Annotated in this window: 14 protein-coding genes; 8 read left to right on the top strand and 6 right to left on the bottom strand. The window is 45.1% G+C overall.

The window, feature by feature from the left end; translation table 11 throughout:
* Window positions 1–104: 104 nt before the first annotated feature.
* Both uspB and ftnA read right to left on the bottom strand, forming a co-directional pair.
* On the bottom strand, window positions 105–428 hold the full coding sequence (gene uspB / locus HKI82_RS15455; RefSeq protein WP_102941474.1) for a universal stress protein UspB: 324 nt from the start codon (window positions 426–428) through the stop codon (window positions 105–107).
* Window positions 429–504: 76 nt separating this feature from the next.
* Window positions 505–1,032, bottom strand: coding sequence for a non-heme ferritin (gene ftnA / locus HKI82_RS15450; RefSeq protein ID WP_042490073.1), 528 nt, complete (start codon window positions 1,030–1,032; stop codon window positions 505–507).
* 179 nt (window positions 1,033–1,211) lie between these two features.
* Here ftnA and uspA point away from each other — a divergent pair, with 179 nt between their 5' ends.
* Window positions 1,212–1,637, top strand: a complete 426-nt coding sequence (gene uspA, locus HKI82_RS15445) for a universal stress protein UspA (protein ID WP_102941473.1) — start codon at window positions 1,212–1,214, stop codon at window positions 1,635–1,637.
* Window positions 1,638–1,704: 67 nt separating this feature from the next.
* Window positions 1,705–2,592, top strand: coding sequence for a carboxylate/amino acid/amine transporter (locus tag HKI82_RS15440; protein WP_102941472.1), 888 nt, complete (start codon window positions 1,705–1,707; stop codon window positions 2,590–2,592).
* Window positions 2,593–2,690: 98 nt separating this feature from the next.
* Here HKI82_RS15440 and HKI82_RS15435 read toward each other — a convergent pair whose 3' ends face one another.
* Together HKI82_RS15435 and HKI82_RS15430 are read right to left on the bottom strand one after the other, a co-directional pair.
* Window positions 2,691–3,074: a hypothetical protein gene (locus HKI82_RS15435; protein WP_102941471.1), complete on the bottom strand. Its 384-nt coding sequence runs from the start codon at window positions 3,072–3,074 to the stop codon at window positions 2,691–2,693.
* Between the two features lie 109 nt (window positions 3,075–3,183).
* Entirely contained in the window at window positions 3,184–3,972 is a 789-nt protein-coding gene (locus HKI82_RS15430) for a class I SAM-dependent methyltransferase (protein WP_171138470.1), read from the bottom strand.
* Window positions 3,973–4,096: 124 nt separating this feature from the next.
* Here HKI82_RS15430 and asnC point away from each other — a divergent pair, with 124 nt between their 5' ends.
* Window positions 4,097–4,561: a transcriptional regulator AsnC gene (gene asnC / locus HKI82_RS15425; RefSeq protein ID WP_042490084.1), complete on the top strand. Its 465-nt coding sequence runs from the start codon at window positions 4,097–4,099 to the stop codon at window positions 4,559–4,561.
* Window positions 4,562–4,646: 85 nt separating this feature from the next.
* Here the strand turns inward: asnC and tsrA are convergent, their stop codons facing one another.
* Both tsrA and HKI82_RS15415 read right to left on the bottom strand, forming a co-directional pair.
* Window positions 4,647–4,928 carry an H-NS-like global regulator TsrA gene (gene tsrA / locus HKI82_RS15420; protein WP_042490086.1) on the bottom strand — a complete coding sequence of 94 codons (282 nt, stop codon included), beginning with the start codon at window positions 4,926–4,928 and terminating at the stop codon, window positions 4,647–4,649.
* 164 nt (window positions 4,929–5,092) lie between these two features.
* Window positions 5,093–6,250 (bottom strand): multidrug effflux MFS transporter, encoded by a 1,158-nt coding sequence (locus tag HKI82_RS15415; protein WP_102969536.1) that lies wholly within the window; start codon window positions 6,248–6,250, stop codon window positions 5,093–5,095.
* A gap of 157 nt (window positions 6,251–6,407) precedes the next feature.
* On the opposite strand from HKI82_RS15415, the gene HKI82_RS15410 reads away from it, so the two are divergent.
* The 5 genes from HKI82_RS15410 to betA all read left to right on the top strand — a co-directional run bounded on the left by HKI82_RS15410 (window position 6,408) and on the right by betA (window position 13,384).
* Window positions 6,408–7,349 (top strand): LysR substrate-binding domain-containing protein, encoded by a 942-nt coding sequence (locus HKI82_RS15410; RefSeq protein WP_171138469.1) that lies wholly within the window; start codon window positions 6,408–6,410, stop codon window positions 7,347–7,349.
* A gap of 179 nt (window positions 7,350–7,528) precedes the next feature.
* A complete protein-coding gene (locus HKI82_RS15405; protein WP_171138468.1) occupies window positions 7,529–9,316 on the top strand; it encodes an aminopeptidase P family protein in 1,788 nt (595 codons plus the stop codon).
* A 265-nt stretch (window positions 9,317–9,581) separates the two neighbouring features.
* Window positions 9,582–10,184, top strand: a complete 603-nt coding sequence (gene betI / locus HKI82_RS15400) for a transcriptional regulator BetI (RefSeq protein ID WP_042490095.1) — start codon at window positions 9,582–9,584, stop codon at window positions 10,182–10,184.
* Between the two features lie 8 nt (window positions 10,185–10,192).
* Window positions 10,193–11,653, top strand: a complete 1,461-nt coding sequence (gene betB / locus HKI82_RS15395; RefSeq protein WP_171138467.1) for a betaine-aldehyde dehydrogenase — start codon at window positions 10,193–10,195, stop codon at window positions 11,651–11,653.
* 9 nt (window positions 11,654–11,662) lie between these two features.
* Window positions 11,663–13,384 (top strand): choline dehydrogenase, encoded by a 1,722-nt coding sequence (gene betA / locus HKI82_RS15390; RefSeq protein WP_171138466.1) that lies wholly within the window; start codon window positions 11,663–11,665, stop codon window positions 13,382–13,384.
* The last annotated feature ends 2 nt before the right edge of the window (window positions 13,385–13,386 follow it).

Here is a 13,386-nt window from a genome sequence, read left to right as displayed (position 1 = left end):
CGGTACGTCCTCACTCACTTGAAGCGGCATTTTAACGGTAAACGTTCACTCTTACCAATGCGTTTATCCAAACTTCTATTCTTCAAAAAAGCGCAGAAGTTCATCTAGAGCATAAACGCAACCACTGAGGTAAACACCACGAGAGACGAAGAGAGAATGAAAAGCTCACGCACACGATCGCACTTGCCAGTAAACACTTCATCATGGTGATGAAGGTACTCTTTACTTTTCAAGTAGTGATATAGGCGAACCTGTTTAGACATGTTGCCATGTGTGGTGAAAAATCCCCGTCCATCAACTTGTTGATAAAGCAACGGATGAGCTTCTCGCATGATATAAATCAGAGCTCGCAGCGCGGTAAGGTATCTTGCTACGTTAATACCAGTAACAATCATTAGCGCTAGTAGAATGGTATCTCCACTGATCATCTTTTCCTCCCTACATCCAAAGTAAGAGGGCTACCCGGAGAAAAAGACGATCGTGTTTAGAGTCTTTTTACTGCAATTAAGCAGCAGGGGCATCCATTACCGAAGATGAGCCTTTTTGTGCCAAAGCAGCTAGATCTTTGTCGATAAAGAACAACGCTTTACCATCTTCACCAACCAGTTCTAGCTTGTCTAAAATCCCTTTAAACAACTTCTCTTCTTCATGTTGCTCCGCAACGTACCACTGAAGGAAGTTAAATGTTGAGTAGTCTTGCGATGTGAATGCCGCATGAGCCAATTTGTTGATTTTTTCTGTAATCATTTGCTCATGTTCGTAGGTTTCACGGAACACATCACCTAAGCTTGCAAAGTTATGTCGAGGAGCCTCAATCGCGCCTAAAATCGGCAGTGAGCCCGTTTCGCTGACATAAGTAAACAGTCTTTGCATGTGCTGCATTTCTTCTGCCGCGTGAACTCTTAAAAACTCAGCTGCTCCTTCGAATCCTTTATCTTCACACCAAGCACTCATTTGTAAGTATAGATTGGATGAGAAAAATTCGAGGTTAATTTGATCATTCAATTGATCAACCATCGTTTGTGAAAGCATAAGACGCTCCTAAATCATTGTGCAAACTGGAAGTCACTATAACACGATCATTATTATTTGTTAGTTTGAGCCGCCCCTTCATTCAGCATGGATATGAGATCATCATGGCAAAATTGTTTCTAACTAGGTGCTAAAGTTTAATTAACCTGACTTGAGGACTATTAAATGGAGAAGGCATCATGAGCTATAAACATATCTTAGTAGCTGTTGACCTATCTGAAGACAGCAAATTGCTGGTAGAAAAAGCCGTTGCGCTCGCGACACCTCTCAATGCTGCTGTTTCGTTTATCCATATCGACGTCAACTATGCCGAGCTGTATACCGGACTAATTGATATCAATTTGGCGGAAACTCAGCACCACGCGATGGAAGCATCGCAAGCTCAGTTAAAAGAACTGGCTGATCACGCGAATTACCCGATCAACCACACTTTAGTGGGCAGTGGTGACTTGAGTAATGAGCTGTGTGACACCATCAATGAGTTCAATATTGACCTTGTGGTTTGTGGCCATCACCAAGATTTTTGGAGCAAGTTACTCTCCTCAACAAGACAGCTCATAAATTGTTCACCTGTCGACATGTTGGTAGTACCACTTAATGACTGACGAGCAATAATAAATCAGATAGACTGCGGATAATTTCAAACATCCACTTATAGAAATATCCGGGATTATGTTTTATTTATCTGCAGTTACCCTACTTTGGGCATTTTCATTTAGCCTGATCGGCGTTTATCTGGCGGGTCAGGTTGACTCTTGGTTCTCAGTGTTCATGCGCGTTGCACTGGCAAGCGTTGTCTTCCTACCGTTTTTGAAATTCAAGCAAGTACCAAAAAAACTGATTGTTCAGTTAATGTCTATCGGTGGTATCCAACTTGGATTGATGTACTGCTTCTACTACCAATCGTTTTTACTGCTCTCTGTTCCAGAAGTATTACTGTTTACCGTATTCACACCTATTTACGTCACTTTGATTTACGATTTGCTTAAAGCACGTTTCTCTCCGTGGTATCTGGTTACGGCCGCTATCGCGGTAGCGGGTGCGGTGTTCATTAAGTTTGCAGGTATCAATGAGAACTTCGTGATTGGCTTCTTTGTTGTGCAAGGTGCTAACCTCTGTTTTGCAATCGGTCAGGTGGCTTATAAATATGTTATGGAAAACCAAAGCGTAGAGCTTCCTCAACGCACGGTATTTGGTTATTTCTACTTAGGCGCACTGGTTGTGGCAACCGTAGCGTTCGCGCTTTTAGGCAACCCAGCGAAGCTACCAACTACCTCACTACAATGGGGCATTCTGATTTACCTTGGTGTGATTGCATCTGGTCTAGGTTATTTCGTGTGGAACAAGGGCGCGTGTTTAGTTAACGCGGGTGCATTGGCGATCATGAATAACGCTTTGGTTCCAGCAGGTTTAATCGTCAACATCGTTATTTGGAACCGAGATGTGGATGTCGCTCGTCTGACTATTGGCGGCATCATCATTTTGTTCTCACTGTGGGTTAACGAAACTTGGGTGAAACGTAAAGTTGCTCAAAGCTACAAAGAAGCCGAAAGCGCTTAAACACTGGCTGATCAAACACTGGTAAGAAAGAATCGCATAGCAAAACGCCCATCAGGTTAAGCTGATGGCGTTTTTGTATTTGAGGCTTTAAGTAGCCGTTAGTGATACTGAGAAGTAAGTGAATACTCACTGCTTGTTGCCTGATTTAACTTGGCAAACTTCAACTGCAGTGCTTGCTGTTTCTTGGCAAGCTTGCGTTGTTTTTTCAGCACTTTTTCCAGTTTCTTCTGATATTTTTTCTGCGCTTTAAGCGTTTTCTTAGCAACTTTTAACGCCGCTTTGCTGCTCTTGTCAACGGTAGTACTTTCTTTCGCAACCGGAGCATTTACAGAAAAAGCCTGAGGTTTGCACAATCTCTTTTTGTCGGAAGATGAACGCGCGCACGAGCGACATAAGTACTTAGGTGCAGCAACGATTCGATGAATATCTGACAACGAAGCAGTGATATCGTGACGACTTAATTTACATAAACGCTGAGCCATAAATACAACCAAACAAAAATGATAATGATTCTTGGTTATATATAACCCTCTGCTAATAAAAAGGCAAGCGTGCTATTCGTCAGCTGTTTTCGTCTGATGTTTCCGCCTGTTATTTTTCGTCCGTCATCGCTGCAATCACATAAACATCAAAGCGGTTCTTTTTGGTTTCTATTGCCATACTTGGCTTTTGCTCTGCCAGCCAATTTGCGTAATCAGGACGCTTCACCACTACTCGTTTAGTCGCAAGTTGCAATGCGGGTTCTAATAGCGCGTCAGCGTCGTTATCTGCGCCGACAAGCGACTGGAATACGCGCATCTCTTTCTTAACCAAAGCGCTTTTCTTTTTGTTCTCAGGATGAGGATACATAGGATCGAGATACACCACATCTGGGCGAACGAAGCTTTCGTCATTGGCTAATTTATTGAGCGCATCGTGACTGGATGCGTGCAGCAGCGTCACGCGCTCTGAAACCCAACCACCAATTTCACTGTCCTGCTTGGCTCGATTTAATCCATCATCCAACAATGCCGCAACCACAGGATGGCGCTCAACCATTTGTACTTTGCAGCCCAAAGAGGCTAAAACAAATGCATCTCGACCTAAGCCTGCCGTTCCATCCAGCACCGTAGGTGTGGCACCTTTATTGAGCCCTGCTGCTTTTGCAATGGATTGACCTTTACCGCCACCAAACTTACGACGATGCGCCACCGCCCCGGAGACCCAATCAACGAAGATGGCTCCCAGCTTAGGTTCATCAACTTTACGCAGTTCTAATTGCTCGCTGGTGAGTACCAGCGCAAAAACGCTTTCGTCACTGTGTGTAAGCTTCCAGCGAGTTGCTATTTCATCAAGCTCAGAAGCGCGTTCAGGGGCTTCACAAATCAGTTGTAGCTGCAAAGTGTCATTCCATAATGAGTTTCAAAAATCGCTGCCAGTGTAGCGGATTTTCATCAGAAACCTAAGGTTTCAGTGTGATAAGATGCGGAAGAATCTTCGTTGAATAAGTGAACTAGGAACCTGTATGCAAGTCGCCTCTACAAAGCTCGACGAGCTTGATCGCGCTATTCTGAAAATCTTAATGGATGATGCACGTACGCCCTATGCAGAAATGGCGAAGCAATTTAATGTCAGCCCTGCCACTATTCACGTACGCATCGAAAAAATGAAAGCTGCGGATATCATTCAAGGCACAGAAGTTGTCGTGAATACCAAGAAGCTCGGCTATGACGTGTGCTGTTTTATTGGTATTAACCTGAAAGCCGCGCGTGATTACCATTCTGCACTGGAAAAGCTCAATGCTCTTGATGAAGTGGTTGAAGCTTACTACACCACCGGTGCTTACAGTATTTTCGTTAAGTTGATGTGCCGTTCAATTGAAGAACTGCAGTTTGTATTGATCGACAAGTTGCAGGCGATTGACGAAGTTCAGTCGACAGAGACACTGATCTCGCTACAGAACCCTATCAACCGCAATGTGATTCCTTAAATCGACGCTAAAAGATAGCAAGTTCAAAAAGCAGAAAAGACAAAAAAACCCAAGTTTCAAACTTGGGTTCTTGTTATAGCATCAATTATTTTTTCAGGTAGTTCATCAGCTCTTCTGCTGAGATACCTTGTTGCGCTAATTGCTTAGCCAGCAAATCGACTTGCTCGCCTTTACGCGAATCTATCACTTGTTGAAATTGATAAACGAGATCGCGCAGAACTGGTAGTGGGACTTGTTTAGCAGCACTACGTACACGCTCACTGCTTTGATTACCTAACTCATTAAGTAACTTACCAAACATCACTTTTTCAGGTGATTCTTCTAACTGCTCGAGAATACGAGCCATTTCATAGGTAGTTAGGGACACTGTATTTCGATTCCAAGACGCTATTTCTAATGATAGTGAGCGGAATAATATACACCTGTTACCCTGATTAGAAAATAGCACTTCAGAGTATTTACAAAACCTTGCAACTCTTCACTATTCAAATGAGTAAGGGGCGTTGCTATTTCCTGTTCCTGCCAACCACATCACTGAAATGCTAAGCGATGCCACTCTTTGCCTGCTTTAGACAACAAAATAATCAGCGCAGGGGCAACAATCCACATTTGAAGTGCAATCATCATCTGCGGTTCAAGATCTAAGCGTTGTAGTGTGCCTACCACAAGACCAGCACCACTCATCTGGAACAAACCCAACAGTGCAGCGGCTGTGCCCGCTTTGTCGCCAAACGGAGCCAGTGCTTTACCCGCAGCTGAACCCAGAATCCAAGCAAAACCTACCGATGAGAAGAAGATTGGCAGCATAAAGGCTAAAGCCGTGCCTTGAGACTTCATTCCAACCATCAGGCCACCAGCCACTAATAACATCACAATTCCAGAGAACAGAATTTTATGTGTTCCCCATTTGTCCATCAGCTTAGGAGCAGATAAACAAGCCGCGATGTTAACCACAGCGTTAATGCCAAACCAGAAAGTAAACTCATTCATGGTTAAGCCTAAGTTTTCCATTAGAACCACAGGGGCTGAAGTGACATAAGCCAAGATAACCGCCATCGCCAGCATACAAAGCGAAGCATGGAACAAAAATGAAGGGACTTTTAACACAGACCAGTAACGCGACAGCTTAAACACGGCTTGCTTTTCAGTACTTGGATTGGTCTCTTTCATACGAATCAACAACCAGAATCCAACAAATACACCAAAGCCTGCCATAAAGCTGAAGTTAGAACGCCAGCCAAATTGCTGTGTTAACCAGCTTCCCAGAATTGGCGCTAAAGCCGGAATAAAGCAAATTGCACCATTGAGGTAGCTGATCATCTTGCCACTGCGCTCAGGGCCAAAGATATCGCGAACCGTCGCAAAGGCTGCTACAGACGTTGCACACGCACCCAATCCTTGTAGCAAACGAGACATTAGCATCCACTCAATACTCTGAGCGCCCCACGCCAATAAAGCGCTCAAGATGTAGATGCTAACGCCAGCCAATGCAACAGTTCGACGTCCGAGTTTATCCGCCAAAGGGCCAGCAAACAGTTGCCCGACACCCATAGCAAATAAGAACCAAGTAATCGTATCTTGAGCTAAGGCATGTTCCACGTGAAACGCTTGCGAGATTTGTGGCAACGCAGGCAAGTAAATATCGATTGCCAACGGACTAAACAGTACCAACAAAGTCAGTAGAATCATTTGCTGTTTGCTTTGCACAGAAGACTCTTTCACAGAAGAAGTTACGCTCAAAATAGGTTCCAAAAATTGAATAATAAAGAGCGTGCATGATAGAAGAATGCTGTTATTCGAACAAATGGCTTATAATCATCAGTAATATTCCTCAATGGAAAATCACATGAACATTGATAAATTAGCGCGAATTGACCTTAACTTGCTTGTTTGTTTACAAGTTCTTGGAGAGGAACTCAGCGTTACACGCGCTTCGAGCCGGCTGCATCTGAGTCAGTCTGCGGTCAGTAAGTCGCTGGCGAAACTACGCGAACAATTCGATGATCCACTTTTCATCCGAACCTCCCATGGCCTAAAACCGACACCAAAAATGTTGTTTTTAAAGCCTAAATTGGAAACCTTGGTTGATCAGCTAGAACTGATTACTCAGCCAGAGCAGTTTTATCCTCAGTCGAGTGAGTACCGATTCCATATTGCGGCTGTCGAAAGTGTCTACCCATTAATTCTTCCCCACTTTTTACCAGCGATATTCATGCAGGGCCCAAATCTCAATATCAGTACCCACTCTTGGACAGACCAAACCTTTAAAAAGCTGCAAATGGGCGAGCTGGATATTGGTATCACAGGTAAAGACATCGATATCAACGATGCGAAGTTAACCATGCTTCCACCAAAGGATATCTGCGAACAAGAGATCTATCGCGATTCACAAATGTGTGTCGTTCGACGAGATCACCCTGTTCTAAAGCAGCCATGGAATTTGGAACGCTATCTAACCCTTCGACATGTACAAGTTCGCTGTGACGGCAGTGACCGCTGGCTGCTGGACTACCGCTTGGCTGACTTAGGTTATCAGCGTGATATTGCGATTACCGTCCCCGACTTTAACAGTGCCGCCAGTTTATGCAGCTACACAGACTTTGTGTTTACCGCGCCGAGCCATTTTACGCATCTGGTCGCCAAACATCTCGATTTGGTGGTGCTGCCACTGCCTCTTGAGTTCCCTCCAATGGCTTATACGCTGTTCTGGCACAGAGACAGAGAAAACGACCCAGCACTCTCTTGGTTAAGGCAAATCATTCAGACGAAAACCTTACATTTGCGTTAAACAAATGCCCTATAACACTATTGATAAGATTAAGTTCAGCACATTTGCACACTCACTACAAAACGAGTAGCTTATCGGTTCACGTCCTGCACTACATAGATAGGCAAAGTGGGTATATCAAGAGAACGGATATATCGGCATCAGCTGAACAAAAGGACAATTATTAGGAGAATAGCAAGATGTACCAATCCATCTCCCAGCGTGTAACGGAACTTCGTAACTGGTTAACACGTAACGGTTTAGACGCACTCATTATTCCTCATGAAGATGAGTATCTTGGCGAATACGTACCAGAACACAACGAACGATTACATTGGTTAACTGGATTTACTGGTTCAGCGGGTGCCGCTGTGATTACTCAAACCTCGGCAGCAATTTTTGTTGATGGCCGCTATACCGTTCAGGTTCGCAAGCAGGTTCCACAAGAACTGTTTGAGTACCGTCATCTGATTGAAGAACCGTATTTAGATTGGCTACAAAGTCATTTGCCTACAGGTAGCAAAGTGGGCTACGACCCAAGAATGCACCGTGCGAGTTGGTTAACGGCAACTCAAAGCAAACTTGCTGGCGAACTAGAATTAGTTGCGACCGAAGGCAATGCTATCGACCAACTTTGGCATGATCGCCCTGCTCCTGTTGTCTCTGACATGCGTTTAATGAGTGATGAGCTGGTTGGTGTCAACAGCGCGACGAAACGTCAGCGTATTGCAGACATCTTGCGTTCTAAAAAAGCAGATAGCGCAGTGCTGACAGAATTAGACTCTATCTGTTGGCTGTTGAATATTCGTGGTCTAGACGTATCACGCTTACCAGTGTTGCTATCGCACGCCATTGTTCATTCTGACGCAAGTGTCGACTTCTTCCTCGACCCAGCTCGATTAGCCGAACGCTTTGAGAATCACGTTGGTGCAGGTGTACGAGTTCATCATCCAGATACGCTGCAAACAGAACTTGAGAAACTTTCAGGTAAGAAAGTGATTGTAGACCCAGCCACCAGCAACGCTTGGTTCACACTGACACTGCAGAATGTCAACGCTGAACTCATTAAAGACGCCGATCCTTGCTTGTTACCAAAAGCCGCCAAAAACGCGACTGAAATTAAAGGCATGAAAGCGTGTCATGTTCGCGATGGTGCTGCAATGGCGAAATTCCTATCTTGGCTAGACAGCGAAGTGGCGGCTGGCAAACTGCATAACGAAGCGCAACTGGCTGATAAGCTTCAAGCATTCCGCGAGCTTGATCCAACATTAGCAGACCTGAGCTTTGACACCATTTCAGCAGCAACCACGAATGCGGCTATGTGTCACTACAACCACATGAACCAACCAGAGCCAGGTAAGCTAGAAATGAACACGCTATACCTTGTTGATTCAGGTGGCCAATATACTGATGGTACAACCGACATAACCCGTACCATTGCGATTGGTGAAGTCAGTGACGAAATTAAGCAACAGTTCACCTTAGTTCTAAAAGGTCATATTGCTTTGGCTAAAGCTCGATTCCCGAAAGGCACTTGTGGCCACCAACTTGATGTTTTAGCCCGCCAACATTTATGGGCAAACGGCTACGATTATGATCACGGTACAGGTCACGGTGTTGGTCACTTCCTCAGTGTTCACGAAGGGCCTCAACGTATTAGTAAAGTGTTTAACAACGTTGCCTTGCTACCTGGCATGGTGTTGTCGAACGAACCGGGTTACTACCGAGCTGACGGCTTTGGTATTCGTATCGAAAACTTAGAATTGGTTGTAGAAGTCGAAACCCAAGGCGACTTCCATGTTCATGGCTTCGAATCACTCACTCGCTGCCCTATTGATGTTCGCGCTATCAATGTCAACATGCTGACAAAACCTGAACTTAACTGGCTGAATGACTACCACCAAAAAGTGTGGGATGACGTTAGCCCTCTAGTTGAAGGTGATGTTAAGCAGTGGCTAAAACAGGCAACTCAGCCAATCGCCCATTAATAACAATTCATTTACTTTTAAATCAATCCCTTAGTGAGAAATCACTAAGGGATTTTTTATTTCTAACTCGTTAATCAACGAAACAATCTTACTCTAATCATTTAATTATTTTTTAAATTATATAAATAACTGATTTTAATTAAATTAAACACAAAAACAAAACAAAAACATACAAAAGCCCTCACAATTTAATTTGAGATCTAACGATTATTTTGTTTAACTTATATTTAACTAATCGTTCAATTAAAAAAATTAAGGAGTGATTGTGCCTAAAGTTGGAATGCCTAGCATACGCAAACCACAACTCGTCAATGCCACTATGACAGTGATTGAACGTGTCGGTTTACACGCAGCAAGCATCGCATTAATTAGTCGCGAAGCAGGTGTATCCACAGGCATCATCAATCACTACTTTGGCGGTAAACATGGCTTGCTCGAAGAAACCATGCGCGCAATCTTGCGCGAGCACTCTGAAACGGTAATGCAATTGCTGTCCGCCATTCCTAAGCATCAACATCAAAAGCGTATCCATGCAATTGTTGAAGCCAACTTCTCCGATTTCCAAGCTTCCAACAAGGTTGCAAAAACATGGTTGGCATTTTGGTCTTACTCAATGCATGACTCGCAACTTCACCGCTTGCAACGCGTGAACGAAAAGCGACTCCTCTCTCACCTCACAATCGAACTCAAAGCCCTATTACCTCATCAACAGGTTAAGCAGGTTGCACAAGGTATTGCCGCACTGATTGACGGTCTTTGGCTACGCGGCGCAATGAACCAAGAAGGTATCAACGCTCAACAGGCGCGTGCATTAATTGGCGATTACTTAGAACTACAACTGGCGCAACACGCGCTGACAACTCGTTAGGTCTTCAAATGGAAAAAGCATCACTTTATATCGATGGTCGTTATCAACAGGCGTCATCGGGCGAAACTTTTATTAGCTATAACCCAGCAACCGGTGAACCTCTGGCCACTCTTGGTCAGGCTAGTGAACAAGATGTTCAGGCAGCGGTAGATTCTGCCAAGCGTGGCTTTGCTGTTTGGTCGGCAATGACAGCCGTAGAACGTAGCCGAATTCTGCTAAAAGCGGTGAAAATCCTTAGAGGACGAAACGATGAACTGGCACTTCTAGAGGTATTGGATACCGGTAAACCAATCCAAGAAGCCAATTGCGTTGATATTGTGACTGGCGCAGATGTTATCGAATACTTTGCTGGTCTTGCACCTGCTATTCAGGGCGAACAACAATCGCTTTCCGAGAGCCAGTTCTTTTATACACGTAAAGAACCACTAGGCATTTGTGCTGGTATCGGCGCTTGGAACTACCCAATTCAGATTGCCATGTGGAAGTCAGCGCCCGCTCTTGCTGCAGGTAACGCTATGATCTTCAAACCTTCAGAAGAGACACCGCTGACCGCACTCAAGCTGGCTGAAATCTTTACTGAAGCGGGCGTACCTGATGGCGTATTTAACGTTGTTCAAGGTGATGGTCGTGTTGGCCAAATGCTGACAGCTCACCCAGACATCGCAAAAGTATCATTCACCGGTGAAACGGGTACTGGTAAAGCGGTAATGTCTGCCAGCGCTCAAAGTCTGAAATCCGTCACTATGGAGCTGGGCGGTAAATCTCCCCTGATTATTTTTGAAGACGCAAAGTTAGACCAAGCCGTATCAGGTGCAATGACCGCTAACTTCTACACCCAAGGCGAAGTGTGTACTAACGGTACTCGTGTTTTCGTTCATGAAAATATCTATGAAGACTTCATCTCTCAGCTAAAAGCACGTACGGAAAAACTGATCGTAGGCGATCCCCAAGATCCGAACACTCAAGTGGGTGCACTTATCTCTAAAGAGCATTTAGTGAAGGTTCTTGAAGCCATCGAAAGCGCAAAGAACAGCGGCGCTAAATTGTTAACCGGCGGCTATCAAGTCACTGAAGGTGAGTTAGCCAAAGGTAACTTTGTTGCTCCCACCGTGTTTGTTGATTGCCAAGACGATATGGATTTCGTCCAGAAGGAAATCTTCGGTCCGGTTATGGCGGTGATTAAGTTTAGCGATGAAGACGAAGCGATTAAGCGAGCAAACGCGACCAACTATGGTCTTGCTGCTGGCGTATTTACACAGAATATCTCCCGTGCACACCGAGTAATCCACCAGCTGCAAGCGGGTATCTGCTGGATTAATACTTGGGGTGATTCTCCTGCGCCTATGCCTGTCGGTGGCTACAAACTCTCTGGCGTTGGCCGTGAGAACGGCATCGAAACCTTAAGCCACTACACACAAACAAAAAGCATCCTGATTGAGCTGGATGACTATGTTGGAGCTTACGAGTAAGGAAGAATGATGAAACAACACTTTGATTATATTGTTATCGGTGCTGGTTCTGCAGGCTGCGTTTTAGCTGATCGCCTAACTGAAAGTGGCGAGCATTCTGTTTTGTTACTGGAAGCCGGTGGCAGCGATAAAAGCATTTTCATCCAAATGCCAACTGCTCTCTCATACCCTATGAATACACCTAAGTATGCATGGCAATTTGAATCTGTAGAAGAACCGGGATTAGATGGTCGCCAACTGCACTGCCCTCGAGGAAAAGTGCTCGGTGGTAGTTCATCAATCAACGGTATGGTTTACGTTCGTGGGCATGCTTGCGACTTTGATGAATGGCAACAACACGGCGCTAACGGCTGGGATTACGCATCTTGCTTACCTTACTTCAAGAAAGCCGAAAGCTGGATTCATGGCGGCGATCAGTACCGTGGCGATCAAGGTCCGTTAGCCACTTGTAACGGTAACGATATGGAACTGAACCCGCTCTATCAGGCATTTATTGATGCCGGAGAAGAAGCCGGTTATCCAACGACAAACGATTACAACGGTTACCAACAAGAAGGCTTCGGCCCGATGCATATGACGGTGGATAAGGGCGTTCGAGCTTCAACTTCGAACGCGTACCTGCGCCGAGCTTTGAAACGCCCAAACCTGACTCTGCTTAAAAATGTACTGACACGTAAAATTGTTATCGAAAACAGTAAAGCAGTAGGTGTGGAGTTTGAACATAAAGGTCAGGTCGAAACCGTATTTTCAAACAAAGAAGTGATTTCTAGTGCTGGCTCTATTGGCTCAGTACAGTTGTTACAGTTATCTGGTATTGGCCCTCGCGATGTACTGGAAAACGCGGGTGTCGAAGTAAAACATGAACTACCCGGTGTAGGTCAGAATCTGCAGGATCACTTGGAAGTCTACTTCCAGTATCGCTGCGAAGAGCCTATCACATTAAACAGCAAGCTAGGCCTTATCAGTAAAGGGATGATAGGCGCTGAATGGCTGCTTACCAAGCGTGGCCTTGGTGCGACAAATCATTTTGAATCTTGTGCGTTCATACGCTCTCGCGCAGGCTTAAAGTGGCCAAACATTCAATACCACTTCTTACCAGCAGCCATGCGGTATGATGGTCGTACAGCGTTTGACGGACACGGTTTCCAAGTACACGTTGGTCCGAACAAACCACTGAGTCGCGGTCAGGTCTGGATTCGTTCAAATGACCCAGCAGACAAGCCAGGCATTTTGTTCCGTTATTTATCAGAGCAGCAAGATATTCAGGATTGGCGTGACTGTATCCGCTTAACCCGCGAGATCTTGGCTCAACCTGCGTTAGATAAATACCGTGGCGATGAAATTCAACCGGGGTTCCATATCTCTTCAGATGAAGAGATCGATGAGTGGGTTAAGCAGAATGTAGAAAGTGCTTACCACCCCTCTTGTAGCTGCAAAATGGGCGCAGACGACGACCCAATGGCAGTTCTCGACAACGAATGTCGCGTACGCGGTGTTCAATCACTGCGAGTGGTGGACTCATCGATTTTCCCAACCATTCCTAACGGTAACCTTAACGCTCCAACCATCATGGTTGCTGAGCGAGCGGCAGACATCATCTTAGGTAAAACTCTTCTTCCTCGTGAGCAAGCACCCGTGTGGATCGCAGAGAACTGGCAACAAGACCAGCGCGAAAACGCACCACGACGCTCATTGGACTCCCTTCAATCTTCGGAAATGAAAGATCAATAAGG

This window comes from Vibrio plantisponsor (genome assembly GCF_013041605.1).
In the GTDB taxonomy this organism is placed as follows: Bacteria; Pseudomonadota; Gammaproteobacteria; order Enterobacterales; family Vibrionaceae; genus Vibrio; species Vibrio plantisponsor.
The sequence above is the reverse complement of the archived record's forward strand: the minus strand, read 5'-3'. Positions and strand labels throughout refer to the sequence as shown.